This window comes from Micromonospora sp. NPDC005197, assembly GCF_040608295.1.
Lineage (GTDB): Bacteria > Actinomycetota > Actinomycetes > Mycobacteriales > Micromonosporaceae > Micromonospora.
In genome coordinates, this window is the sequence record NZ_JBEXHY010000014.1 from 58194 (window position 1) to 83895 (window position 25702).

At 72.8% G+C, this 25702-nt stretch carries 16 protein-coding genes; 6 read left to right on the forward strand and 10 right to left on the reverse strand.

Annotated elements, in window-relative coordinates; genetic code table 11:
• Nucleotides 1-30: 30 nt before the first annotated feature.
• Genes ABZU46_RS08160 through ABZU46_RS08175 form a run of 4 tightly spaced genes read right to left on the reverse strand, consistent with a single transcriptional unit; the run spans nucleotide 31 to nucleotide 9107 of the window.
• Nucleotides 31-222: an MbtH family NRPS accessory protein gene (locus tag ABZU46_RS08160; protein ID WP_354855740.1), complete on the reverse strand. Its 192-nt coding sequence runs from the start codon at nucleotides 220-222 to the stop codon at nucleotides 31-33.
• The gene (locus ABZU46_RS08165) at nucleotides 215-3328 is read right to left on the reverse strand and encodes a beta-ketoacyl synthase N-terminal-like domain-containing protein (protein ID WP_354855741.1); all 3114 of its coding nucleotides are present in this window, start codon (nucleotides 3326-3328) and stop codon (nucleotides 215-217) included. The genes ABZU46_RS08160 and ABZU46_RS08165 overlap by 8 nt, the downstream gene beginning before the upstream one ends.
• Nucleotides 3325-6612 carry an amino acid adenylation domain-containing protein gene (locus ABZU46_RS08170; RefSeq protein WP_354855742.1) on the reverse strand — a complete coding sequence of 1096 codons (3288 nt, stop codon included), beginning with the start codon at nucleotides 6610-6612 and terminating at the stop codon, nucleotides 3325-3327. Before ABZU46_RS08170 ends, ABZU46_RS08165 begins: the two co-directional genes overlap by 4 nt.
• Complete coding sequence (locus tag ABZU46_RS08175; protein WP_354855743.1) at nucleotides 6609-9107, reverse strand: amino acid adenylation domain-containing protein; 2499 nt, start codon at nucleotides 9105-9107, stop codon at nucleotides 6609-6611. The genes ABZU46_RS08170 and ABZU46_RS08175 overlap by 4 nt, the downstream gene beginning before the upstream one ends.
• Before the next feature lie 301 nt (nucleotides 9108-9408).
• On the opposite strand from ABZU46_RS08175, the gene ABZU46_RS08180 reads away from it, so the two are divergent.
• A complete protein-coding gene (locus ABZU46_RS08180; protein WP_354855744.1) occupies nucleotides 9409-11730 on the forward strand; it encodes a BTAD domain-containing putative transcriptional regulator in 2322 nt (773 codons plus the stop codon).
• 110 nt (nucleotides 11731-11840) lie between these two features.
• Here the strand turns inward: ABZU46_RS08180 and ABZU46_RS08185 are convergent, their stop codons facing one another.
• The 3 genes from ABZU46_RS08185 to ABZU46_RS08195 form a co-directional block, all read right to left on the reverse strand.
• On the reverse strand, nucleotides 11841-12356 hold the full coding sequence (locus tag ABZU46_RS08185) for a glycerophosphodiester phosphodiesterase family protein (RefSeq protein ID WP_354855756.1): 516 nt from the start codon (nucleotides 12354-12356) through the stop codon (nucleotides 11841-11843).
• A complete protein-coding gene (locus ABZU46_RS08190) occupies nucleotides 12269-12685 on the reverse strand; it encodes a glycerophosphodiester phosphodiesterase family protein (RefSeq protein ID WP_354855745.1) in 417 nt (138 codons plus the stop codon). Before ABZU46_RS08190 ends, ABZU46_RS08185 begins: the two co-directional genes overlap by 88 nt.
• Before the next feature lie 272 nt (nucleotides 12686-12957).
• Nucleotides 12958-14988: a PQQ-dependent sugar dehydrogenase gene (locus ABZU46_RS08195; RefSeq protein WP_354855746.1), complete on the reverse strand. Its 2031-nt coding sequence runs from the start codon at nucleotides 14986-14988 to the stop codon at nucleotides 12958-12960.
• A gap of 924 nt (nucleotides 14989-15912) precedes the next feature.
• On the opposite strand from ABZU46_RS08195, the gene ABZU46_RS08200 reads away from it, so the two are divergent.
• On the forward strand, nucleotides 15913-16959 hold the full coding sequence (locus tag ABZU46_RS08200; RefSeq protein WP_354855747.1) for a polysaccharide deacetylase family protein: 1047 nt from the start codon (nucleotides 15913-15915) through the stop codon (nucleotides 16957-16959).
• Here the strand turns inward: ABZU46_RS08200 and ABZU46_RS08205 are convergent.
• Nucleotides 16907-17470, reverse strand: coding sequence for an STAS domain-containing protein (locus ABZU46_RS08205; RefSeq protein ID WP_354855748.1), 564 nt, complete (start codon nucleotides 17468-17470; stop codon nucleotides 16907-16909). The two genes, ABZU46_RS08200 and ABZU46_RS08205, sit on opposite strands and share 53 nt — an antisense overlap.
• 302 nt (nucleotides 17471-17772) lie before the next feature.
• Between ABZU46_RS08205 and ABZU46_RS08210 the strand changes: the two genes are divergently transcribed.
• The 3 genes from ABZU46_RS08210 to ABZU46_RS08220 all read left to right on the forward strand — a co-directional run bounded on the left by ABZU46_RS08210 (nucleotide 17773) and on the right by ABZU46_RS08220 (nucleotide 22006).
• Nucleotides 17773-19275, forward strand: coding sequence for an FAD-binding oxidoreductase (locus tag ABZU46_RS08210; protein WP_354855749.1), 1503 nt, complete (start codon nucleotides 17773-17775; stop codon nucleotides 19273-19275).
• 175 nt (nucleotides 19276-19450) lie between these two features.
• A complete protein-coding gene (locus ABZU46_RS08215; protein WP_354855750.1) occupies nucleotides 19451-21526 on the forward strand; it encodes a copper resistance protein CopC in 2076 nt (691 codons plus the stop codon).
• A 108-nt stretch (nucleotides 21527-21634) separates the two neighbouring features.
• Nucleotides 21635-22006: a metalloregulator ArsR/SmtB family transcription factor gene (locus tag ABZU46_RS08220; RefSeq protein ID WP_354855751.1), complete on the forward strand. Its 372-nt coding sequence runs from the start codon at nucleotides 21635-21637 to the stop codon at nucleotides 22004-22006.
• Between the two features lie 34 nt (nucleotides 22007-22040).
• On the opposite strand, the gene ABZU46_RS08225 is transcribed toward ABZU46_RS08220, so the two are convergent.
• Nucleotides 22041-22859: an SAM-dependent methyltransferase gene (locus tag ABZU46_RS08225; protein ID WP_354855752.1), complete on the reverse strand. Its 819-nt coding sequence runs from the start codon at nucleotides 22857-22859 to the stop codon at nucleotides 22041-22043.
• A 76-nt stretch (nucleotides 22860-22935) separates the two neighbouring features.
• Complete coding sequence (locus ABZU46_RS08230; protein ID WP_354855753.1) at nucleotides 22936-23949, reverse strand: PaaX family transcriptional regulator C-terminal domain-containing protein; 1014 nt, start codon at nucleotides 23947-23949, stop codon at nucleotides 22936-22938.
• Nucleotides 23950-24231: 282 nt separating this feature from the next.
• Between ABZU46_RS08230 and ABZU46_RS08235 the strand changes: the two genes are divergently transcribed.
• Complete coding sequence (locus ABZU46_RS08235; RefSeq protein WP_354855754.1) at nucleotides 24232-25620, forward strand: PHB depolymerase family esterase; 1389 nt, start codon at nucleotides 24232-24234, stop codon at nucleotides 25618-25620.
• Nucleotides 25621-25702 lie beyond the last annotated feature (82 nt).

The window sequence follows — 25702 nt, forward strand, 5'->3', positions numbered from 1 at the left end:
ACGCCGCTCGGCGGGCCGGTGACCGGTCGCTCAGCCGGCGGCCAGGTGTTCGCGGACGCTGCGGGGGCGCATGTCGGTCCAGGTGCGCGTCACGAAGTCCAGGCACTCCTCGCGGCTGCCGGCGCAGCCGGCGTCCCGCCAACCGTCCGGCACCTCCTTGTGCCGCGGCCACAGGGCGTACTGCTCCTCGTCGTTGACCACCACGCGGTGTTCGTCAGCCATCGGGATTGCCTTCCTCGTGTCGGGCCAGGTGCAGCTCGCGGGCGAGACTCTCCGGGGACAACGCCCGGATCTCCGCGAGCAGGTCGGTGAGGTCACCGTCCGTGGGCGGGGAAACCCCCGGGGGTACGGCGGGAGCGGGCCGCGCCAGCGCGGCGACGGTACGGGCCATCGCGGCGGGGGTGGGTGACTCGAAGATCGCGGCGGGCGGCAGGTCGACACCGAGCGCGTCGCGCAGTCGCGCCACCACCCGGGTGCCGAGCAGCGAGTGCCCGCCCAGCTCGAAGAAGTCGTCGTCGGGGCCGATCTCGTCGACGCCGAGCAGGTCCACCCAGATCCGCCGCACCACCTCGTACGGCTCGTACCCCGTCGAGGCCGTCGCCGCCACCGATCCCGCCGTCACCGATCCGGCCGGGGCCGGTGGCGGCGGCGCGGTGACCGGCGTGACCTCGTCGGGGGCAACGGTTCCCGGCCGGTACGCGTCAACCCAGTGCCGGTCACGCGCGAACGGGTACGCGGGCAGGGGTACCCGACGTCGTCCGTCGGCGCGGCCGTCGGGCCAGCGCACCGGGGCCCCGGCGAGCCAGAGCCGGCCGACGGCCCGGGCGACGGCGTCGTCCTCGCCGGTCGGCGTGCGCTCGGCGGGCAGGCTGGTCACCACCGGCACCCCCCGTGCGGCGTCGTGCTGCCGGACGAGGGTGGCCAGGGTGCGACCGGGGCCGACCTCCAGCACCGCGTACCGCTCGCCGAGCAGCAGGGTGGCCGCGGCGGTGAAGTTGACCGGACGGCGCAGCTGGCGCACCCAGTAGTCGGGGTCGGTGGCCTCGTCGTCGGTGAGCCAGCCGCCGGTCACGTTCGACACGACAGGCAGGGTGGGCGGACGCAGCGGGACCTCCCGCAGGTGCGCGGCGAAGCCGGCCAGGGCCGGGTCCATCAGGGCCGAGTGGAACGCGTGGGAGGTGCGCACCTCCCGACAGGCCACCCCGCGCCCGCGCAGGTCGGCGGCGAGCGCGGCGACGGCGGCGGTCTCGCCGGAGACGGTGGTGAGGCGCGGCGCGTTGGCGGCGGCCACCTCCACTCCGGCGGGCAGCAGCGCCGTCACCTCGTCGACGCCGAGGGCCACCGAGAGCATCGAGCCCGGCGCCTGGGCCTGCATGAGCCGGCCGCGGACGGCGACGGTGGCGAGCGCGTCGGGCAGGGTGAAGACACCGGCCAGGCAGGCGGCCACGTACTCGCCGAGGCTGTGCCCCGCCATCGCGGCCGGACGTACGCCCTGGTGGCGCAGCAGTTCGGCGAGGGCGTACTCGACGGCGAACAGGGCCGGCTGGGTGAGCCGGGTCTCGTCCAGCTCGGGCGCGGCCGGGACCGCGTCGCCGGGTGGGCAGAGCAGCGCGCGCAGGTCCACGTCGAGGTGCGGGCGCAGCAGGTCCGCGCAGCGGTCGAAGGCCGCCCGGTAGACCGGTTCGGTGCGGTAGAGGGTGCGGCCCATCCCGGCGTACTGCGCGCCCTGGCCGGGAAAGAGCAGCGCCACGCCGGCCGGCGTGCCGGTGGCGACGCCGGTGCGGACCAGCGTCGAGTCACGGTCGGCGAGCTGGGCGGCGGCGGTCGTGGCGTCACGGGCGACGGTGACGAGCCGGTGGCCGAACTCCCGTCGGGTGCGCGCGAGGGTGTACGCGACGTCGGCCAGCGGCACGTCGGTGTGCTCGCTCAGGTGGGTGGCGAGTTGGTCGCGGGCCCGGTCGAGCGCGTCGGCGTCCCGAGCCGAGAGCACCAGCAGATGCACGGACGGGCCGTCGCCGGCGCTCGGCTCTGCCGGTTCGGCGGCCTGGAGCACGACGTGGGCGTTGGTGCCGCCGATGCCGAAGGAGCTGACCGCCGCACGGGACGGCGTGCCCAGGTCGGGCCAGGGCTGCGCGGTGGTCGGCACGTGGAACGGCCCGCCGGCCAGCTCGGGGTGCGGGTCGGTGCAGTACGGGCTGGGCGGCACCACCCGGTGATGCAGCGCCAGCGCGGCTTTGATCAGCCCGGTCACCCCGGCGGCGACGTCGAGGTGACCGAGGATCGACTTGACCGAGCCGAGCGCGCACCGGCCCTCGCCGGCGCCCCGGAACGCCTCGGCCAGGGCGCGCAGCTCGATCTGGTCGCCCAGCTCGGTGCCGGTGCCGTGCGCCTCGACGTAGCCGATCGTGGCGGGGTCGACCTCGGCCACCTCCTGGGCGGCCCGGATCGCGGCGACCTGACCGTCCACACCGGGCGCGGTGAAGCCGACCTTCATCCGGCCGTCGTTGTTGATCGCGGAGCCGCGGATGACCGCGTACACCGTGTCGCCGTCGTCGCGGGCGTCCGCCAGCCGGCGCAGGACGACCACGGCGGCGCCGTCGCCTCCCACGGTTCCGGTGGCGCGCACGTCGAACGGGCGGCAGTGCCCGTCGCGGGACATGATGCCGCCGGCCTCGTACCGGTAGCCGGTGCCGGTGGGCAGCAGGACGTGCGCGGCGCCGGCGAGCGCGACGTCGCACTCGCGGGCGAGCAACGCCTGCGCGGCGAGGTGCACGGCGACCAGCGACGACGAGCAGGCCGTCTGCACCGCCACGGCGGGTCCACGCAGGTCCAGGTGGTACGCCACCCGGGTGGGCAGCGAGTCCTTGTCGTTGGCGAGCATCAGCTCGTACTCGGAGACCGAGTCGAGCCGCGGGTTGCGGAACAGGTGGTGCAGGAGGTAGCCGCTGGCCGCGGCGGCGGCGTACACGCCGACCAGCCGGTCGGGGTTCCCGGCGAGGTGACCGGCGCGTTCCAGGGCGGTCCAGGCGGTCTGCAGGAAGAGCCGCTGTTGCGGGTCGAGCAGCCGGGCGTCGCGGGGCGAGTAGCCGAAGAAGCCGGCGTCGAACCGGTCGATGTCGGCCAGCGCGCCGTGCGCCGGCACGTGGTCGGGGTGCCGCCGCTCCTTCTCGGTGAGGCCGGCGGCAGCCAGCTCCGCGTCGGTGAACCGGGTGATGGTCTCCTCCCCGGCGAGGATCCGCTGCCACAGCTCGTCGATGTCGGCGGCGCCGGGAAAGCGGCCGGCCATCCCGACGATGGCGATCTCCAGTCCGGTCTCCTGGTCGGTCACGCTCGTCCCTCCCCCGCCGGCACCGGGCGGGCCCGGCGGGCCCGGTCGGCCAGCGCCTGCTTGCGTTCGTCTCGTCGCCGGCCACCGGCCGGTGCGGTCGTCGGGGCGGCCGTGCCGTCGAGGAACCGGGCCAGCAGCGCGATGGTTGGATAGCGGAACAGCTCGACGGCGGGCACCGGTCGGCCCAGCCGTTCGGTGAGCCGGGTCTGCACCCGCGCCAGCAGCAGTGACGTGCCGCCCAGGTCGAAGAAGTTGTCGTCCGCGCCGACGTCGTCGAGCCCGAGCACCTGCCGCCAGGTGTCGGCGATGGCCCGTTCGACAGCGCCGTCGGGTGCCACGTACGCGGCGCCGAGGTCGGCGCGGGCCACGGTGGGGGCGGGCAACCGGGACGGGTCGAGCTTGCCGCTGGACGTCACCGGCAGGTCGGGGACCACCACGAAGGCGCTCGGCACGAGATAGCGGGGCAACCGCCGGAGCAGGCTCTGGCGCAGCTCGTCGATCGCCAACCCGTCGCCGACGAGGTAGCCGACCAGTCGTCGGCCGCCGGGCACGTCGGTCCGCACCACGGCGGCGGCCCGGCGCACCCCCGGGCACTGCCGCAGTTGGGCCTCCACCTCACCCAGCTCGATCCGATAGCCGTTGACTTTGACCTGGTTGTCCGCCCGGCCGAGGAAGACCAACTGCCCGTCGGCACGCCAGCGGACCAGGTCGCCGGTGGCGTACATCCGTTCCCCCGGTGTCGGCGCGTACGGGTCGGGCAGGAAGCGCCCGGCGGTGAGCGCGGGGTCGCCGTGGTAGCCGCGGGCCACCCCGGCCCCGCCGAGGTGCAGCTCGCCGGGCACCCCCGGTGGCACCGGCCGCAGCTCGGTGTCGAGCACGTAGGCGCGGACCCCGGTCAGCGGCCGGCCGATCGGCAGCTCGGTGTCGGTGGCCGCGCAGTGGGCGGCGGTGGCGGTGACGGTGGCCTCGGTGGGGCCGTACCCGTTGATCAGGAGCCGGTCGCGCGACCAGGCGGCGGCGACGTCCGGGGCGCAGGGTTCGCCGCCGACGGTGAGTATCCGCAGGTCGGGCACTGCGGCGGGGTCCAGCGCGTCGAGGACCACCGGCGGCAGGTCGGCCACCGTGACGCGGTGCCGGGTGAGCGCGGCGGCCAGGTCGGGGCCGGGGGTGCGCTCGTCCGGGCCGAGCAGGCGCAGCGTGGCGCCCGCCGTGAGTGCGGTGACCACATCGGACAGCGCCACGTCGAAGCTGATCGAGTGGAACTGCAGGACCCGGTCGCCGGCCCGGACGCCGACCAGCCGGGCCTGCGCGGCGGCGAGGTTGCTCAGCCCCCGGTGGGTGCCGAGGACGCCCTTGGGCAGCCCGGTCGAGCCGGACGTGTAGATCAGGTAGGCGGCGGCGTCGGGGTGGATTGCCGTCGGGAGCGCGGCGTCGACGGCCGGCGGCCGCTCGTCGAGGCGCAGCAGGGGCACGCCGGTGGTGGGCAGCGCCAACTCCGCGTCGGCAGTGGTGACCACGAGGGCGGCGGCGGAGTCGGCGAGCAGGTGCGCCAGCCGGGCCGCCGGCAACTGCGGGTCCAGGGGCAGGTAGACCCCACCCGCCCGGAGTACGGCGAGGAACGTGACCACCCAGTCCGGGCCGGCGGGCAGGCAGACCCCGACGGTCGTCTCGGCCCGCACGCCCCGGGCGGCGAGGGTCCGGGCCAGGCGGTCGGCCCGCGCGTCCAGCTCCCGGTAGGTCAGGGCCTGATCGCGGTACGCCAGGGCGACCGTCTCCGGTGCCGCCGCGGCCCGGCGGGCGACCAGCTCACCCAGGCTCGGCTGGCCCTGCGGCGCGGGCGCGGTGGCGGCCCAGCAGTCGACCAGCTCCCGTCCGGCGGGCACGTCGAGCAGCGGCAGCCGGTCCACGGGGGTGTCCGGGGCGGCGAGCGCGGCGGTGAGCAGGGTGTCGAGCTGGTCGGCGAGCGCCCGGGCGGTGGACTCGTCGAAGAGCCGCGTCCGGTACTCGATCCGCCCGTCGATGCGGCCCTCGTACGGGATGACGGTCAGCGTCAGGTCGAACATGGACGTGCCGGTGTGCGTCTCACCGCTGGCCAGCACGTTCACCCCGGGCAGGGTCAGCCGCTGCTCCCAGCCGTCCTCGACGGCGAACATCACCTGGGCGAGCGGGTGCCGGCCGGCGTCGCGGACCGGGCGCAGCTCCTGTACCAGGGCGTCGAACGGCACCGGGTCGGTCAGCGCGGTCAGCGCGGAGTCCCGCAGCCGATCCAGCAGCGCGGCGAAGGTCAGTCCACCGTCGACCCGGCTGCGCAGCACCAGGGTGTTGACGAAGAAGCCGACCGCGGTCTCGCTGTCGAGCGTCTGCCGGTTCGCCACCGGGGTGGCGATCAGCAGGTCCGGCTGCTGGCTTCGGCGGTGCAGCAACGCCGCCCAGGCCGCCGCGAAGATCATGTACGGCGTCGCGCCGGTGCGGCGGCCCGCCTCGGCGACCCGGTCGGCCAGCTCCGGTGGCCAGGAGAACTCGATCTCGTGGCCGGCGTCCTCCAGCTCGGCCGGGCGGGGCCGGTCGGTCGGCAGGTCGAGCCCCGGCGGCGCACCGGTCAGCGCGTCGCGCCACCAGTCCAGCCGCCGGGCCAGCTCGGTCGGGCCGAGCAGTCGGTCCTGGGCCAGCGCGGCCGGTACGTCCCGGGGCATCGGCGGCAGCGCCGGACGCCGCCCCTCCCGCAGGGCCGCGTACGCCGTCGACAGCTCCTCGAAGAGCAGACCCATGCTCCAGCCGTCACACACCACGTGGTGCAGGGAGAGCAGCAGCGCGAAGTCGGTGGGGCCGGTGCGGCACAGGGTGGCCCGCACCAGCGGCCCCCGGGCCAGGTCGAAGGGACGTACCGCCTCGGCGGCGGCGTACCCGTCGATCCGCTCCGGCGCGACGTCCTCGACCACCAGCGGCAGACCGGTCGGCGGCAGGACGAGCTGGTACGACTGCCCGTCCAGCGGCACGAACACCGTGCGCAGCGCCTCGTGCCGCGCCACGACCTCGTCGAGCGCGCCGCGCAACGCGGCCACGTCCAGCTCGCCGCGCAGGTCCACCCGGTGCGGCACGTGGTAGGCCGGGCTGTCCGGGCGGAGCTGCGCCAGCAGCAGCATCCACTCCTGGGCGGCGGTGAGCGGGTGGATGCCGTACCGGTCGCCGTCGGCGCGGATCGCGGCGAGGAACGCCCGCCGCCGTTCGGGCGGCAGGGCGTCCACGCGCTGGCGCAACTGCACGGGCGTGAGGGCTCCGATCATCGGGCGATCCCCTGTTCGAGCTGGTCGAGCAGGCCGGCGAGGTCGGCGGGTGGCGGCCCGTCCGACGCGACCGGCAGGGCCGCTTCGGTGGGCTCGACCGGCACCCCGCTGATCTCGTCGGCCGCGGCGGCCAGCCCGGCCACGGTCGGGTGGTCGAAGATCAGCCGCAGCGGCACCTCCGCGCCGATCGCGGCGGCGAGCCGGGAGCGGACCCGGGTCGCCTTCAGGGACCGCCCGCCGAGGTCGAAGAAGTCGTCGTCGCGGCGGCGCACCGGCACACCGAGGACGTCCTGCCAGATCTCGGCCACCGCCCGCTCGGTGGGTGTCCGCACAGCGGCAGCGTCGTCGCCTGTCGCGGCGGCGTCGGGCGCGGGCAGCGCCGCGACGTCCACCTTGCCGTTGCGGTTGAGCGGCAGCCGCGGCACCACCACGAACACGGCCGGCACCAGGTGGTCGGGCAGTTGCTCGCGGGCCCGCTCCCGGACCGCCTCGACGCGCACCCCGTCGTCGGGCACGACGTACGCGACCAGTCGGGCGTCCCCGGCGGCGTCGCGGTCGGCGCGCACGATCGCGTCCCGCAGCAGCCCGCCAGCGCGTAGCGCCTCGGTCACCTCGCCCGGCTCGACCCGATACCCGCGGATCTTGACCTGGTGGTCGGAGCGGCCGACGAACTCGATCAACCCGTCCGGGCGTTGCCGGACCACGTCGCCGGTGCGGTAGAGCCGACCCCCGGTGCGCGGCCCGAACGGGTCGGGCACGAACTTCTCGGCGGTCGCGTCGGGGCGGCCGAGGTAGCCGCGGGCCACCCCGTCCCCGCCGATGAACAGCTCACCGAGCACGCCCGGCGGCACCGGTTGCAGGAGCCGGTCCAGCACGTACACCCGGGTGTTGGCGACCGGGCCGCCGATCGGCACGATCGGGTCCGCGGCGGTGAGCCAGGCGCAGTCGTACGTCGTGGTGTAGGTGGTGGCCTCGGTCGGGCCGTACCCGTTGACCAGCGTCGTGTCCGGGCAGGCCGCCCGGAGCCGGTCCACTGCCGTCCGGTCGGCCTGCTCGCCGCCGAACGTCAGGTAGCGCAGCGCGGCCAGGGCGTCCGGCGCCTCGGTCGCCACCTGCCGGGCCACGGACGTGGCCAGGAACATCATCGTCACGCCGGTGTCGCGCAGCCGGGCGCGCAACCGGTCCGGCACGATCACGTCGTTGATGTCCAGGTCCGCCAGGCAGGCGCCGTTGAGCAGGGCGCCCCACACCTCCAGGGTCGCCGCGTCGAACGACATCGTGGCGGCCTGTCCCATCACGTCGTCCGGGCGTACGTCGACGAAGTTGGTGTCGCGGACCAGCCGGACGATGTTGCGGTGGCTGACCCCGGTGCCCTTGGGGTGGCCGGTGGAGCCCGACGTGTACATGACGTACGCGAGCTGGTCGGGATGGATGGTCACCGCCGGCAGGTCCGCCGGGCGGTCGTCGGCCGGCAGCCGGTCCACGACGATCCGGGGCGTGTCGTCGTCCGGGAGCCGGTCGGCCAGCGCGGCGGTGTGCAGGATCGCTCCCGGTGTGGCGTCGCGGCACATCAACGCCAGCCGCTCCGGCGGGTATCCGGGGTCCAGCGGCAGGTACGCGGCGCCGACCTTGAGCGTCGCCAGCGCGGCGATCACCCAGGCGGTGGTGTCGGCGAGGCAGATGCCGACCAGCGTCTCGGCGCCGATCCCCAGCCGGCGCAGACGCTCCGCCAGGTGGTTGGCACGCCGGTCCACCTCCCGGTAGGCGAGGACCCTCTCGCCGTCGCGCAGCGCGGGCGCGTCCGGGGTCTGCCGGACCCACTGGGCGAACAGGTCGGGCACCGACCTTTCGCGCGGGTAGGCGGTGTCGGTGGCGTTCCAGTCGATCACCACCTGCCGTTCCGTCGCCGGGTCGAGCAGCGGGAGGTCGGACAGGCGCGCTCCGGGCCGCTCCTGCGCCCGGGCGAGCAGCACGGCCAACGCCGCCCCGATCGACGTCGCGTGTGGGTGGTGGCTCACCGTGGCCGCCGGGCGTTCGTCGGTGTCGTCGATCAGCAGCCGCACCGCACCCCGATAACCGGGGGGCGCCTGATCGGAGCTAATCGATACCACCGGCCGATAGTCGGGAACCGTTTCGGGCAATTCCGCGTCGTGCTCCCGGGCCTCGCGCAGAGCCGTTCGGACCAGGTCCCGCAGCTCGGTCCACGTGGGATCCTCGGGCAACCGGACCCGCACGGGCAGCCAGCGTCCCGGGCCGGTCGGCGCGGCCGGCGTCTCGGCGAGCAGGTCCCGGCCGCCGACCCAACGGTGCAGCAGCGCGAACAGGCCGGCCAACGAGCTGACCTGCGGCTCGACCGAGTCGCATGGCAGATCCGCACGGGCTTCCCCGGCAGGGGCGGTCGGTGGCGCGAAGGGCAGGTCCGGCGGCTCCGGGAGGTCCGTGAGCTGCCGTTCCCAAAAGGCGGAAAGGCCAGGGAAAACTGTCTGTTCGGTCATCGGATCTCAGCTCCGATCGGCGGGCGACACGCAATGCCGGGAAGTCTGGACCGCGCCCGTGCCAGTTGCTTGTAGGGGCCGTTCGGGTGCCGTTGCGGCGGTCTGAGGGAAACCTGAGTGCGCGTTTATGCCGATAGCGCATTGCAGTCAGTAAGTACACCGACTCTTTTGGTTATGGCGATGCCGCTCGATGAAGACAATGATCGGGCCCGGGGGGAAGCCACGCCGGGGGCGACGACTCGTAGTGCCCGGTTGTCTCTTCGCTCGCCTGAGCCTCCACGAGAGAACACAGGAGCGGTGAATGTCCGGAGACAATGTCAACCATGCCTGGCGCCCGTCGACGCCGGCTCGCAGCGAAGGTGGGGACGAGGCATCGACCGCAGAACGACACCCTACGGGTGGTGACCCGGGTCGGGCGCTGCGCCGCCTCGCCTCCGCCGGTGACCGCGCGGCCGCGCACCTGTGGCTCGCCACCCAGCCCGACCTGCTGGCCGCGACACCCGACCCGGCCGACGCACCGGTCGCGGAGATCTGGCGCGCGGCGCTGCGGCACCACCTCGCCGGGGAACCACACCTGGCGACGGCCCGCCTGGCGACCGCGCCGATCGGCGCGACCGGCCCACACGCCGTGCAGCTGTACTGCCACGCGGCGGTGCACCACCTGCTCGACGACGACATCGAGCGCGCCAGCACCGACGTCGAGGAAGCGGCGCGTGCCGCCCACGCGTGCGGCGTCCCGACCGCCCACCAGGCGTACGCCCGGGTGGTCGTGCTGCTCGCCGCCGCCACCGGCGACGCGGCGGCGACCCGCGGGCGTGTGGAGGCGACCGACGGGCTGCGCCGCGCGGACGCCGGCCTGTTCCGGTTGATGGTCCACCTGGACCTGGCCGGCCACCTGCTGTGGGCCGGCGACGCCGCCGACGCGCTGCGGCACGCCGAGGCTGCCGTCCGACTGACCGAGGTGGCGGGCGACACCGGTTTCGAGCCGTACGCGCTGACCCTCACCGCAGTGGCGAAGTGTCAGCTCGGCCGGTTGGAGGAGGCGCTCGCCGACGGCGCCGCAGGGCTTCGCCTGCGGGAGCTGGCGGGAGTCGCCGCCGACGAGGCGATCTCGCTGGCCGCCCTCGGGATGGTGCACCGCCGCCGGCGGGAGCCGCGGCAGGCCCGGCAGGCGTTGGAGAGCGCTCTGGCCGCGGTGGGCAGCGGTCAGCCGCGCATCGTCTCGACCGCCTGGGTCCTGGCCGAGCTGGCGCGGATCCGCGCGGCCGACGACCTGTGCGCCGCGCAGGATCTCGCCGAACGGGCGGTCACCATGGCCCGGGAGCCCGAACGGCCGTACGCCCTGCTGGCCCGCGGCTGGGTGGCGTTGCTGCGCGGTGACACCGTCGCCGCCCACTTCGACGCCGCCGAGGCCCGCACCGGCGCGACCGTCGGGCGGCGACGCGCCACCCTCGTCGAGGCGCTCCAGCTCACCGTGCTCGCGGCGGACGACCCGCGCGCGTCCGCCGGGCTGCTCGACGACGCCGCCGCGCTCTGCCGGGAACTGGGCGACCCGGCCGAGGAGGCCACCGTCCAGCTGATTGCCGCCCGGCTACAGGGACGGCAGGCCCGCCGCGGCGCCGAGGGCGCCGAGCAGAAGCTGCGCCGCTGCGGGGTACGCCTGGACCCGGGCGTCGCCGACGGGCTCACCGCGATCACGCTGCGCGTACCGGCGGTGGTCATCCACACGCTTGGCGACTTCCGGGTGTTCCGGGCCGGCGCCGTCGTCCCGTACGGCGAGTGGCAGTCCAAGAAGGCACGGGACCTGCTGAAGATCCTCGTCGCGCACCGGGGACGCGCCGTGCCCCGGGCCAGGCTGATGGAGCTGCTCTGGCCGGACGAGTCGCCGTCGCGGACCGCGAACCGGCTGTCGGTGCTGCTGTCCACGTTGCGCCGGGTGCTCGGCACCGGACGCCGCACCAGCGGCCGGGGCGCGGTGCTGGCCGACCGGGGTTCGGTGGCGATCGACCTGGACGTGATCGACGTGGACGTCGAGACGTTCCTGACCGCCGCCGAGGAGGCGCAGGTCGCCCTGCGGGGCGGACACCCGGACACGGCCCGTGCGCTGGTCCGCGCCGACGAGCTGTACGGCGGGGACTTCCTCGCCGACGACCCGTACGAGGACTGGGCGCAGCCGCTGCGGGAGGAGGCGCAGGTCGCGCACACCAGCGTGCTGCGGGCTCTGGCCCAGCACGCCTCGGACACGGACCAGAAGCTGGTCTACCTGATGCGGCTGGTGCACCGGGACCCCTACGACGAGGACGCCCACCTGGAGTTGGTGCAGGTGCTGCGCGCGGCCGGGCGGCACGGCGAGGCGCAGCGGCGTTATCGCACGTACGTCGAGCGGATGCGGGAGTTGGGCATCGCGCCGGCCGGCGGCGAGGCGACCGACCCCGACGCGGGGCCCGCCGGGGCCGGCGGCGGGCAGCACGCCGAGCCGTCGGCCGGGGCACTGACCCGGTGGCGGGCGCCGGCCGCGCAGACCCGGCCGTGGACGACGGAGTTGGGCGGCGCCCACCGCCCGACCGGCGTCCCCGCGCAGCGGACGGGGAATCCGAGGAGGCTCATTGAGCATCCGGCCTGACCGGGCCGCCCGACCGTCGCCGGCCGCGCCGGGGCAGGCCCGCCGCACGGGACCGGCCCCGCGAGCGCGCCAGGCGGCTCACGGGACCGGCCCCGGATCGGGCGTGCCGGTCAGTGGCGGGGCTGGTAGCTCTTCGGCAGCCGCATGCCACGCTCGGCCATGATCGCCCGGACCCGGTTGGGGTAGTTGGTGATGATCCCGTCGACGCCCATGTCCATCAGCGCGGACACGGTGGCCGGGTCGTCGCAGGTCCACGGAATGATCTTCAGGCCCCGGGCGTGCGCCTCGGCCACCATGGTCGCGTCCGGGTAGAAGCGGAAGTTCGGGTCGCTGATGGTCCCGTTCTGCGGGAATCCGTAGTTGGGCGACAGGGCGGTGACGCCTGAAATGGCGGCGGCGGCCTTCACGAAGTCACCGTCGTAGTCGTCAGCGTCGATCCCGCCCAGCCAGGGGGACGCGCCCGGCTGGCCGACCTGGAGGAAGTCGTAGTTCGTGAGGGCCACCAGCGGCCACTTCGGCGCGAGCCGGTGCATCTGGCTCAGCGCACCCCAGTCGAACGACTGGATGGTGACCTGCTTCTCGATGCCGGAGGAGTGGATCTCCTCGAAGACCCGCCGGACGAACAGCTCGCGAGGCGCGGTCTGCTCGGGCGCGCCCGGTCCTTGATGTACTTGCCGACGTACGGGTACATCGTCTCACCGGCCGTGACCGGTGCGGTGTCGGCGCACTTCTGAGCGCTGATCTGGCGGTCGTGGTTGACGACCACCTTCTGGTCCTTGGTGATCTGGGTGTCCAGCTCCAGTGTGGTGACACCGAGACGCATCGCCTTGCCGAAGCCTTCCAGCGACTCCTCGGTGGTCATGCCGATGCCGCCGCGGTGGGCTTGGAGGTCGAAATGGGTCTTCCGGGGGTGCGGCGCGCTGGCGCTGTCGACGGTTGACGCGTGCGCGGCCACCGGAACGGCGAGCGCGGGCAGAACGGCAAGGCCCGCCAGAACGTGACGTAGGGACATGGTGCAAACCTCAGCTCTTTCAGGTGCAGATGCCCTGGTGAGGCTAGGTGGGAGGCGATCCGGCGCGATGACCTCGCCACAAGCGGGGTGTGAACGCTCGCCGAACCCTCGACGGCCGTGGCCGCGACACGACGGACCTGACGGGCAGCGCGGCCGCGCCGGGAGTTCACCGACGGCCACCGGATCGTCGCGGTGGCCGTCGGCGAACGTGGGCGCTAGTTGCCCAGGGTGACGTGCAGGACGCGTTCGTTGCTGTTGTTCGGGGTGCTGTCCTTGTCACCGGTGTTGGTGGTGGTGAGCCACAGTCCCCCGTCGGGCGCCGGCTCCACCGTCCGCAGCCGGCCGTAGGTGCCACTGAAGTACGTCTGCACGTTCGTCAGGCTGCTGCCGCTGATCACGGCGCGGTACATCCGCGTACCGCGGGCGCAGGCGACGTAGAGCGCGTCGCGCACGATCGCGATGCCGGAGCAGGAGCCCTCGGCGGTCGGGTAGGTGCGGGCCGGCGCGATGTAGCCGGCGGTGCCGCAGGTGCCGCTGGTGCCCTCGCAGGCCGGCCAGCCGTAGTTGCCGCCTCGTGTGATCAGGTTGGTCTCATCCATGATCGAGTTGCCGAACTCCTGCTCCCACAGGCGGCCCTGCGAGTCGAACGCGAGCCCCTGCGGATTGCGGTGCCCGTAGCTCCACACGTAGTTGCCGAACGGGTTGTCCGCCGGGACGCTGCCGTCCGGGTTGAGGCGCAGGATCTTGCCCTCAAGGGTGGAGCGGTCCTGGGCGTAGGCGCCGTTCTGCGCGTCGCCGGCGCTGGCGTACAGCTTGCCGTCCGGGCCGAACCGCAGGCGACCGCCGTCGTGGAACTTGTTGCGCCGAATCCCGCTGAGCAGGACCTGCTCGCTGGCGGTGGTGAGCCGGTCGTTCTCCATCTTGATCCGGACGATCCGGTTGTCGCTGGGCGAGGTGTGCATGATGTAGAGCCACCGGTCGCTGGCGAAGGTCGACGAGATCGCGAGACCCAGCAGGCCACCCTCACCGTCGGTGCTCTGCACGTTCGGCACGGTGCCCACTGTGGTCTTCGCCCCCGTGGTGGGGTTGAGATGGATGATGTCGTGCGCGTCGCGGCGGTTGTAGAGGACGGTGCCGTCCGGCAGCGTCACCAGCCCCCACGGGATGTCGGTGTCGGTGGTGACCTGCCGCACCGTGCACACCGGGTTGGCGCAGGTGCCGCCGGTGCTCACCGAGACAGAGGCGCTGCGCGCCGAGGCGTTGTCCTGCCCGTCGCGGGCGAGGACCTGGTACTGGTACGTGGTGTTCGCCGCCAGGCCGCTGTCGGTGAAGGTGGTGGCCGGCGGGGCGCCCGTGACAGTGCCGATCTTCACGCCACCGCGGTAGACGTCGTACGCCCGGACCCCGACGTTGTCGCTCGACGCGGCCCAGCGCAGGGTCACCGTGGTCCCCGACGCGGTGCCGGTGAGCTGCGTCGGCGTGCTCGGCGGCACGGTGTCGGCCTGGCAGGGCGGCGGCGTGATCGTCACGGTGGCGCTGGCCTGCGACACGTTTCCGGCGGCGTCACGCGCGTTGACGTACAGGCCCCAACTCGCTCCGGGGACGACGGTGAGGCTGGCCGACAGGGTGCCGCCGTTCACCGAGGTCATGAGCTGGCCATCGTGATAGATGTCGTAGAACGCCACCGCGACGTTGTCCGTCGAGGCGTTCCACGCGAAGGTCACCGAGTTGCAGGTCAGCCCGCTCACCCGAGGGTTGCCGGGCGGTGTGGGCGGCTGACTGTCGGTGCTGCCGAGCGACGACGTCCAGCGCTGGTTGGCCTGCCCGTTGCACGTCCAGAGGCCGACCGTCGTGCCGTTGGCGGTGCCCCCGCCGGTCACGTCCAGGCAGAGTCCGGACTGGACACCGACGATGCTCCCGTCGGCGTTGATCCGCCAGCGCTGGTTGGCGCCGCCGGTGCAGCCGTAGATCTGCAGCGCGGCGGGCGCGCTCGTGTCCTGGCCGACCACGTCCAGGCACATCGTCGCGTCGTACACCCGCAACTCGCCGGCGGCGGTGAACGTCCACGCCTGGTTGGCCTGGCCGACGCAGTCGTAGATGTTGATGCCGGCGCCGGGTGTGCGTGAGTTGCCCACCACGTCCAGACACCGACCGGACGCCACACCGACGACGGTCGACGGGCCCGCGGCCGACGCCGGCACGCCGACCGCCACGGCCAGCAGCATCGCCGCGGCAAACGCCGGCACCAGCCGTCGTGGTCTGACTCGGGCGAAGGTTCGCATCCGTCCTCCAAGGTCGGGGCATCGAACGGCCCGACCCCACGCCGGACGACCCAGCGCCCGACCGGACCGACGAGGAAGCAACATCGACCATCAAAGATGGATTCGCGACACATGTCAACGATCTCGTTCGATCGAGGACAAACCCGATCAACGAGGTCGTCGTCGAAGTCGGGCGGTACGCGCGGCACCACCGCGGGCGCCCACGGTGATCCGATCCGGCGGCCGGACCGCCCAGCCCGCCGTGCGGGGCGATCCGGCCGGCGGTCAGCTCGCCCTGCGTGAGACCGTTGGCCAAGGTGCGGCCGCCTGCCGTCGCCGCCCGGCAGACCAGGTCGCCGCGAGCGACCCGAATCGACACCCGTCAAGGTCTGTCGATGGCGGAAGTATTGGTAGTACGTCGGCGGACTGTCAACGTTTACCGGAAAGATTGCGGAGCCGCCTGGCGACCCCCGCGCACTTGACGAACTGTCGAGCCTGGCCACGGCCCTGATCAATCTCTCCACAACGGATGCTTCGGCGAAGCCGTTCGTTGATTGGTCGGATCTCCGTCGGGAATTCCGGGAGGTTTCCGGATCACGACCGTCCGGCCGCCCTGAATGCCGAGGCGATCAGCCCCACCGCCGCAGCCACCGGATCGCCATTGCGGCGACATCCCGGCTGCTCCGGATCGGTCCGGTGACGCGAGGACAGCTCCGGGTGGCTATCGGCGCAGGTTCCGGAAATTGTTGACGCGTCGGAATTCTCGCTGTAATACTTCGATCGATTCTGGTCGATGCGATCCCGCTTCCGGCGGGTTTCGGTCGATCTCCCCACCCACCACCCACACGTCCGGACCGGACCATGCCGCCCGCACACCGGGGCACGTTCGGACCGGTAGAAGGGGCACAGATGAGCACTGTCTCCGCTGGCACGCTCGTACGGTCGAGGCGACTACGTGCGGCGCTGTCCATCCTCGCCACCGCCGTCGCGACGTGCGGCATCGTCGTCGTGGCCACCGCCACCCCGTCGAGCGCCGCCACCTGCAACGGCTACGTCGGCCTCACCTTCGACGACGGTCCGACCGGCAGCACCAGCGCACTGCTGAACGTGCTGCGCGCCAACGGCGTACGGGCCACCATGTTCAACATCGGGCAGAACGTGCAGAACAACAGGTCGGCGGCGCAGGCACAGGTGGCCGCCGGCATGTGGGTCGGCAACCACAGCTGGAGCCACGCCCACATGACGTCGATGAGTCAGTCCCAGATGCAGTCCGACCTGTCCCAGACGAGTTCGGCGATCCAGTCCGCGACCGGCATCCGGCCCCAGCTGTTCCGGCCGCCGTACGGGGAAACCAACTCGACCCTCCAGTCGGTCGCCTCGTCGCTCGGGATGCGGCAGGTGATCTGGGATGTCGACTCACAGGACTGGAACGGCGCGAGCGTCAGCCAGATCGTGTCGAACGCCAGCCGCCTCCAGGCCGGCCAGGTCATCCTCATGCACGACGGGATCCAGAACACCCGGGACGCCATCGGCCAGATCGTGGCCAACCTGACCAGCCGCAACCTCTGCCCCGGCATGATTTCGCCGTCCACCGGTCGCGCGGTCGCACCCGACGGCGCGACCCCGCCACCGGGCAGCACGACTCCCCCGCCCAGCAGCACGACCCCGCCGCCGTCCGGCGGCAGCTGCACCGCGACGGCGACGACGACGAACGTCTGGGGTGACCGGTACAACACCTCGGTCACCGTCAGCGGCACCAACACCTGGACCGTGGTGGTCGCCCTCACCTCGCCGCAAAAGGTCTCCACCATCTGGAACGGCAGCGCCACCTGGGACAGCAGCGGCAACGTCATGACCGTACGCCCCAACGGCGGCGGCAACACGTTCGGCTTCACCACGATGTTCAACGGCAACAGCAGCGCCCGACCGCAGATCCGCTCCTGTACGGCCGGCTGACACCGCGACGGTCCTGCGTGGCGTCAGCCGGATGCCACGCAGGACCAGAGCCCGTCTTCACTGCCTCGCGGCAGGAGGCGATTCGCTCGAACAGGTGCTCCACCTGGGTGATGCGCAGTACACGCTGGGTGATACCGCCGGCACCCCTGATCGAGAAGCGGGAGCCGCCCCGCTTCGCCCGGTCGGCGGCCAGGAGCAGGACGTGGACCCCTGCGGCGCTGAAGAAGTCGACAGCCGCGAGATCGCAACAGACGTCGGGGTGGCGGTCCAGGGCGTTGGTCAGCGCCGCCCCCAGCAGCGGGGCGGTGTCCATGTCGACATAGGCCGCCGGGGCGACGATCAACCGGTCGGCGGAGAACGGGGCAGACGAGTTGATGGGCTCGGTGTAACGGGCCACGGAGAAGGGCCGTTCCGGGACAGCCGGGCCCCAGAACCCACTCCGGTAGCGACGAGCGAATCGGGTCGATGTCGCCCGCGGAGGCTGGATCGCCATCTCTACCCGGTCGATCATGGGCACACGCCTCCCGTTGGAGATCCTGGACAGGATGGGCGCGTGACTTGACCCAGTCACACCGTAATGAGGATTTCCGCTGGCCGCCAGTGCACTCGTCCCCGCACGACTTGCACGCCGTGGCGTGACGGCCCAGCCGTGCGGGCCCGCCCCGAGCCGGCCCACCCCGATCACTCGACTGGGTTTTCGGACAAAAAGGCTCATCTCCGAATAACTCTCCCGTAATACCGTGAGTTGCGTGCCACTGAACCAGAGTCGCTCTGGTCGATCGCTGGCGTAACCCACATCGAGAGGATCGGACCATGCGCGACCTATCTCGTCGCGAAGTACTCAAGGCGACGGCGGCCGTCGGCGCGGGGGCCGCGGTTTTCCCCGGCATCGTGGCCGCCGGCGCCCCGGGATTCGCGGCCGACGGCGGCCCGGGTCCGTCTTCCACCGCGGAGTATCCGCCGGCGGAGCTGACCGGCCGCATCGTCCGCCCTCAGGATCCGGGGTACGCGAACGCGAGCCTCGGCTGGGACGAGCTGTTCGTCCGCTACCCGCTGGTCATCGTCTTCGCGCAGAACACCCAGGACGTGGTCAACGCCCTGACCTGGGCGCGGCAGAACGACGTCGCGCTGCGGGTACGCAGCGGCCGGCACAGCCTTGAGGGCTGGTCGAACGTCGACAACGGCATCGTGATCGACGTGAGCGAGCTCAAGTCGACCCACATCGACTACGCGAGCCGCATCGCACGGGTGGGCGCCGGGCTCAACCAGCTGGAGGCGGTCACCGCGCTCGGCGAGCACGACCTCGCGGTGACGACCGGCACGGAGGGAAGCGTGGGCCTGTCCGGCGCGACCCTCGGCGGCGGTCTCGGGTTCCTCACCCGCTACCTCGGGATGGCCTGCGACAGCCTGATCGGGGCGGAGATCGTCGTCGCGTGGGGCACCAACGGCGCCAAGGCGATCGAGGTGGACCTGCACAACCACGAGGACCTGCTCTGGGCCCTGCGCGGCGCAGGCAACGGCAACTTCGGGATCGTCACCTCGCTCACCTACCGGGTGACGCCGCTGCGCAGCGTCGCCTACCTCCAGGCGACCTGGGACGGCCTCGGCGACCTGGAGGAGATCTTCGAGACCTGGCAGCGCGTCGCTCCGTTCACCGACTACCGCCTGGGGACCCAGGTCGAGATCCACAAGTCCGAGATCCTGCTGTTCGCGGTGCTCGCTGACGGTCCGGAGGCGGAGGCGCGGGAGCTGCTGGAGCCGATCCTCTCGATCGGCAATCCCGAGGTCACCGTACAGACCGGGGGCTGGGGCGAGATCTACACGGGCTTCCAGATCCCGACCGAGGACGAGCCCGCCAACTGGAAGTTCTTCTCGCAGTTCTCCAACAGGCCGTTCCCGAAGAAGGCGATCAGCGTGGTCCGCGCCTTCATGGAGGAGGCGCCCACGGACGACAGCAACTTCTTCCTCCAGGCGTTCGGTCGCGGGGCCCAGGCGCACGAACCCCGTGGCGGCTCCGCGTTCCCGCACCGCGACGCGCTCTTCTACTCCGAGCCGGGCACCGGCTGGGGCACCCGCGGGGAGCCGGACAGCGGCGAGGCCCTCACCCCGATCGCCCAGACCTGGATCGCGGAGTTCAGCCAGGCCCTGCGGCCGTACGTCGACGGCGCCTACGTCAACGTGCCGAACATCGGGATGGCGGAGTGGGAGTCGGCCTACTGGGGGTCCAACTTCTACCGACTGCGCAAGGTCAAGGCGAAGTACGACCCGCACAACGTCTTCCAGTACGAGCAGAGCATTCCACCCGCGACCTGCTGAAGCGACGGTCCCGGGCCACGCGTGGGCGTGGTCCGGGGCCGCGTCCGCTCGGCGACGGTCGTGGCCTGTCCCGGCGTCGGCCAGCCGGAGCGAGCGGAGCGGCGCCAACTTTTGCCTTCCGTGAAAAAAGATCAGCTCCTTGTGAAAAAAGCCTCACCCCGGTGAGGATATTCAGATGCGTCGTCTCCCCCAGAGTCTCGGCCGGCTGATCGCAAGCCTGCTCGCGCTCGCCCTCGCCACGGCGGTCACCCTCCTCGCGTCCGCTCAGCCCGCCGCAGCTCACGGGACGCTCGCGATGTCCACTCCCGAGAGCGGCGCCACGGTGCAGGGGCCGTTGACGTCGGTGGCGCTGTACTTCACGGAGAAGGTCGGCGCCAACGCGTACTTCACGGTCACCGCGCCGAACGGCGTTCGTGTCGACAACGGCTGGACGTACGGGGAGCCGAAGGCGCTGACCAAGCCGGTGCGGGAGTACTTCCTGGTCGACGGCCAGTTCCAGCCACGCGAGTACACGACGGGCTTTCCGGCGGTGGTGTCGGTCGCGCACCTTCCGGCGGCCGGCCAGTATTCAGTGAGCTACCTGTCGGTGGCCTCCGACGGTGACGCGGTGCGCGGCACGATGACGTTCCGCTACACCGGCCGGGCGACCACGGCACCGCAGGGTTGGCAACCGCCGACCCAGCAGCCCGACCCCGCGCTTCTGGCCGCCATCGACCAGCACGCGTCCACGGGGCAGCAGCCGGTGGCCTCGGCGGCGCCCGCCGGATCGCCGAGCACAGCGCAGGCGGCTCCCGCCGTACCCTCGGATGGGCGAAGCGGCCCGGGCGCGCTGCTCTGGGTCGGCGGGGCGGTCGCGGTCCTGGCGGCGGTGGCGGGCTTCGTCGCGTGGCGTCGTCGCTCGTCGACGGCGGGTGGACCGCCTGGCCGGGCCCGCCCGTCGAAGGCTCCGACCGGCCGGGGTGGTCGCGTCGCACCCTCGGCACGCAAGCCCGTCGCCCGCAGGAGCGCGGCAACCGCGAGCAGGAGTGCGGCAAGCGTCGCCAAGAACGCGGCGACCGCCGGCACGAGCGCGGCGACCGCCGGCGGCGGTCGCGCGGCCGGTGGCCGACAGCGAAGTGCCGCCGTACCCGCGGCGAGCAGGAGCGGCGCGCTCGCCAGCGCGCGGAGTCCGGTCGTCGTTGAGTCCGCGCCGGCGGGACGGCCGGCGCCGTCCGCGCGGGCCCTGGCCACACCGGAGGACACGTCGCCCGCCGACCGGCCGCGGCCCGAGGCGCAGGACAGCAGCGTGGTAGGCGCGTCACGGCTGACCAACACCCACCTGGCGCTGCTCGTCGGCGGCTTGGTGGTGGCTCTGCTGGCCGGCTTCGGGCTCGCCCGCATCGGCACCGGCGACGCGTCGCCGGCCGGTGACGCGCGTCGGCCCGCGGCCGCCGGCGGAGTGCCGACCGGCTCCGGGGAGGCCCTGTCGGCCGGGAACGGGCACGACCACGCGCCCGGGACCGGGCCGCACTCCCATCCGGGGGACGTCAGCGCGGGTGAGACGCTGGCGACCGGGACGACGGTAAGCGCGGGCGGTTACACGTTGCAGCCCCTGGAGCGGACCCAGCCGCCCGGCGTACGCGCGGACTACCGGTTCCGGATCGTCGGGACCGACCGGCAGCCGGCGACGCGTTTCGCCGTCGTGCACGAGAAGCCGTTGCACCTGATCGTGGTGGGTCGCGACCTGGGCGGCTACCAGCACCTGCACCCGACGATGGCGCCCGACGGCACCTGGAGCGTCCCCCTGACACTGGCCCGGCCGGGCGGCTACCGCGTCTTCGCCGACTTCTCCGTCAGCGCCCCCGACGGTCGACAGGTGCCCCTCGTGCTGGGCGTCGACCACCACGTGCCGGGCGCGTACGCCCCGGCCGCGTTGCCACCGGCCCAGGCGCAGGCGACGGCCGGACCGTTCACGGTGTCGATGACCGGGACGCCCACCGCCGGGGTGACGGCGCCGGTGCGATTCCAGCTCACGCGCACCGACGCCGCCGGGCCGGTCCAGCCGCAGCGGTACCTCGGCGCGTACGGGCACCTGGTCGTCGTTCGCGAGGGTGACCTCGGGTACGTGCACGTCCACCCGGAGCAGGAGCTCGTCGACGGCGCGGTCGCGTTCTGGCTGACCGTCCCCAGCTCCGGCCGGTACCGGGCCTTCTTCGACTTCCAGGTCGACGGGAAGGTCCAGACCGCCGAGTACACGATCAACCTGCCCTGACAGCTGGCCCACCCGGCCACGACACGCGTCGATGGTGTTGTGATGAGCACAGCATCGGCTCGGGGATTTGTCCGGTTCCGCCGCTCTGTTCCCCAGGTTGGTGGAACGATGGCTGTCGTGGGAACTGCCGATACTGCCATGCCTGCCATCTCGCCGCTTGCCGGTGAGCCGATCAAACGCGCGGATGCCGAGCGGCTCGCGGGGGTGCTGAAGGCGTTCGCCGATCCGGCCCGCCTGCGACTGCTCAGCCTGATCCAGGCCGCCCCGGAGGGCGAGGCCTCGGTCACCGACCTCACCGCGCCGCTCAACCTCTCTCAGCCGACCGTGAGCCATCACCTGCGGATTCTCACCGAGGCCGGTCTGATCGAGCGCGAGAAGCGCGGCGTCTGGGCGTATTACCGCATCGTGCCGTCGGCGATCGCGGCGATCGCCGACCTGTTGACGCCGCCCCGCAAACGGCCGACGAAGAAGACCCGCTGAGCGACCGCGGCACCGGCTTCGGTGGCGGTCGTCGTCACCGGACCCGGGCGACGGCGCCGTTGAACGACACGTCCTGCACGGACGGACGCGGCTGCGGCGCGTCGTCGGCGTGCCACCGCGCCACGGACACGACGCCGGGCTCGACGAGCTCCTGCCCGTCGAGAAGGGCCGCGAACTGCTCGGTCGTCCGGGCCTGGAACCGGCCGTCGCGGTTGTTGGCTTCGAGCTGAGCGATGGCGGCGGGCGGCAGGTATTCCCAGGTCACGTGCGAGGCGACCACGTAGCTGCCGGACGGCAGCGCCGCGATGAGCCGATCGAGGATGCCCTTGGGGTCCTCGTCGTCGCGGATGAAGTGCAGGATGGCCACCAACATCAGCGCGACGGGTTCGGTCAGGTCCAGTGTCGTGCGCAGGTCGGGATGGGCGAGGATCTTGTCCGGTTCCCGCAGGTCGGCGTCGAGGTAGGCCGTCCGCCCCTCGGGCGTGCTGGACAACAGCGCGCGGGCGTGGGCCAGGACGATCGGGTCGTTGTCGACGTAGACCACCCGTGCCGACGGTTCGATGGCCTGGGCGACCTCGTGGGTGTTGTCGGCGGTCGGGATGCCGGTCCCGATGTCCAGGAACTGCCGGACGCCGTGCTGCGCCAGGAAGCGCACCGTGCGTTGCAGGAACATCCGGTTCTCCACGGCGGCGAGCCGGATGGTGGGCATCGCGGCCGCGAGCGCGTCGCCGGACTCCCGGTCGGCGGCGAAGTTGTCCTTGCCACCCAACAGGTAGTTGTACCGACGGGCAGGGTGCGCGACGGAGGTGTCGATCCGGTCGGCCGCCGAAAGGTCTGCACCGCGTGACGTCATCCGGCCTCCCCAGCGCTGCGCGTTCTCCACAAGGTACACACCTCGTCGCCGGTGGGGAGACCCCGTCAGTTCCCGTTCAGGTCGCGCAGCTCTCGACCGTCGCCGATGCACCGCCCGGGTCCGGAGCCGGGTCCGCACGGAGTACCCCGGCGAGGAGGTCGGCGGTGGTGTGCGCCTGGATGCCGGGCTGCGTGCCGTCGACGAACCGCGCGACGACCGACCGGACGTGGCGCGCGGCGGGTTCGGCGAGGCCGTCGTAGACGGCTTCGAACAGCTCCCGGGCCGGCCGTCGGAGCCATCCCGCCGGCAGCAATTCCAGCGGCAACCGGGGGTCGAGGGTGGGAAACCGGCGGAAGGTGTCCATGACCTCGGTACGCGCCCGCACCGCCGCCGCGCCGTCGACGGCTCCGGATCGCAGCATGGGCACCAGGGGCGTCCACCGTCGCAGGAACTCCTCGTAGTGCCGACCGATCGCCTCGATGTCCCAGGCGTCGATGGGAGCGCGCTGGCCGATCACGTCGAGCGCCGCCTGTCGCCCGCGAAACACCGTGACGGCGCCGAGGGTGAACCGGGCGAGCTTCGCCCTGCCCTGCGCGCCCAGTTCGTACGGCGAAATCCACAGCCCGTCGTGCAACGGCGCGAACCCGAGCCAGCGGAGCTGGCCACGCAGGGCCCGCCGCTGGGTGCTGTGATCCTGCGGCAGGGAGAAGGCGACGAGGGTCCAGCATCCGTCCCACGCCGTGACCTCGGTGGTGGCGGCCAGGATCCACCTGCCTCCGCTGGACAGGTTCGCGGCGGCGGCGCGGCTGATCCGGTAGGAGCTGCGCCGTCCCTCCCGGCTGCCCTCCAGCACACCCCGACGGGCCAGGCGGCTGATCGCGGCGCGGGCTCCGGCCGTGCTCACCCGGGCCTCGGCGAGCAGTGCGACGAGGGCGGCGGACGGGATCCGCGCGCGGTTCCGCAGGGTGTAGTCGGCCAGCAAGGTCACCGCGAGATCCTGCGGCGAGCTGCCGGCCTGCCGCCGGGGCAGCCGCGGCGGGTCGTCCCCGTCGTCGGGATAGATCTCCTCGATGGTGAAGGGGCTTGCCACAGGCGCTCCCGGCTCGGCTCAGGGACGGTGCACCGACTGTAGACGGAGGGCCCGTGCCGCCGGGCCCGTCGCGGCGGGCACGACCACGCATGCAATTGAGGTACGTCGATTGACACTTCGGCGACCGCGAGGAACACTATCTGCTACGCGACGCCGCACGGAGCCGGGCACCGGGCAAGCACACGTAGTGGGCGAGGCGCGATCACCACGGGCAGTCGGGCGGACCCGTGACCGCCCCGCGACCACACGCAACCCGCACAGGTGATCAAAGGAGTCGTCCCCGTGAAAATCCGAAGGAAACTACTGCTCGCCCTGGTCACGTCGCTGGCGGCGGCCGGCCTGGTGGCACCCGCGCTCCAGCCCGCGTACGCCGCGTCGCTCACCGAGGTGACCAGCTTCGGCGACAATCCGGGCCGGATGCGCATGCACGTCTACGTGCCCGACACCCGCCCGACCAGACCCGCGATCGTGGTCGCCATGCACGGCTGCGGAGGGTCGGGCCCCGGCTTCTACTCCGGCAGCGAATTCGCCGCCCAGGCCGACCGGTACGGGTTCATCGTGATCTACCCGACGGCCACCCAGCAGGCCGGCTTCGGCAACTGCTTCGACACCTGGTCGGATGCCGCCAAGCGCCGCGGCGGCGGCAGCGACCCCGTGTCGATCATCTCGATGATCCGCTACGCACAGCAGCAGTACGGCGGCGACCCCGACCGGGTGTACGCCACCGGCAGCTCGTCCGGCGGCATGATGACCAACCACATGCTGGCGCTGTACCCCGACGTGTTCAAGGCCGGCGCGGCGTTCATGGGGGTCCCCTACAACTGCTTCGCCAACGCGGCGGACTATCCGCCCGGGAGCAGCCAGTGCACCGGCGGGAACATGAACCGCACGCCGCAACAGTGGGGTGACGCGGTCCGGCAGGCCTACCCCGGCTACTCCGGCCCCCGCCCGCGCGTGCAGTTGTGGCACGGCACCAGCGACACCCTCGTGCCGTACTCGCTGCTGCAGGAGACCATCGAGCAGTGGACCAACGTGTTCGGGCTCAGCCAGACACCCACCTCCACCGACACGCCGCAGACCAACTGGAACCGGCGTCGGTACGCCGACGCGAGCGGGACCGTCCAGGTCGAGGCGTACAGCATCCAGGGCGCCGGGCACAGCCTGCCCGCCGGCGGCATGGCCGCTGCCGCCGTCGCCTTCTTCGGCCTGACCGCCCCGCCGAACCCGACCACGCCGCCCCCGAACCCGACCACGCCGCCGCCCAACCCGACCACGCCGCCGCCCAACCCCACCACGCCGCCGCCCAACCCGACCACGCCGCCGCCGAACCCCACCACGCCGCCGCCGAGTTCCGGCGCGTGCCGCGTGAGCGTGGCCATCAACGCCTGGAACACCGGCCTGACCGAGAACCTCACCATCACCAACACCGGCGCCAGCGCCGTCAACGGCTGGTCGCTCGTCTTCACCCTGCCCGGCGGGCAGAGCGTCACCTCGGGCTGGAACGCGACCTACTCCCCCGCGTCCGGCCAGGTGACGGCCCGGAATGTCGCCTACAACGCCAGCATCCCGCCGAGCGGATCGGTCACCATCGGCTTCCAGGCCACCCACACCGGCAACACCGCCCGACCGAGTTCGTTCACTCTCAACGGCGCGACCTGCACGATCGCCTGACCGCGGGCGATCCCCGACGTCCACCCGGGCCGAGCTGTCCGAGCCCGTACGAGATCGAGCCGGCCCCGTCGCTTGCCGCGAC

Coding starts and splice junctions, on each gene's coding strand:
- ABZU46_RS08215 (WP_354855750.1), top strand. CDS start 19,451: ATGCGTCGTCTCCCCCAGAGTCTCGGCCGGCTGATCGCAAGCCTGCTC.
- ABZU46_RS08205 (WP_354855748.1), bottom strand. CDS start 17,470: ATGATCGACCGGGTAGAGATGGCGATCCAGCCTCCGCGGGCGACATCG.
- ABZU46_RS08210 (WP_354855749.1), top strand. CDS start 17,773: ATGCGCGACCTATCTCGTCGCGAAGTACTCAAGGCGACGGCGGCCGTC.
- ABZU46_RS08170 (WP_354855742.1), bottom strand. CDS start 6,612: ATGATCGGAGCCCTCACGCCCGTGCAGTTGCGCCAGCGCGTGGACGCC.
- ABZU46_RS08225 (WP_354855752.1), bottom strand. CDS start 22,859: ATGACGTCACGCGGTGCAGACCTTTCGGCGGCCGACCGGATCGACACC.
- ABZU46_RS08175 (WP_354855743.1), bottom strand. CDS start 9,107: ATGACCGAACAGACAGTTTTCCCTGGCCTTTCCGCCTTTTGGGAACGG.
- ABZU46_RS08160 (WP_354855740.1), bottom strand. CDS start 222: ATGGCTGACGAACACCGCGTGGTGGTCAACGACGAGGAGCAGTACGCC.
- ABZU46_RS08180 (WP_354855744.1), top strand. CDS start 9,409: ATGTCCGGAGACAATGTCAACCATGCCTGGCGCCCGTCGACGCCGGCT.
- ABZU46_RS08200 (WP_354855747.1), top strand. CDS start 15,913: ATGAGCACTGTCTCCGCTGGCACGCTCGTACGGTCGAGGCGACTACGT.
- ABZU46_RS08220 (WP_354855751.1), top strand. CDS start 21,635: ATGGCTGTCGTGGGAACTGCCGATACTGCCATGCCTGCCATCTCGCCG.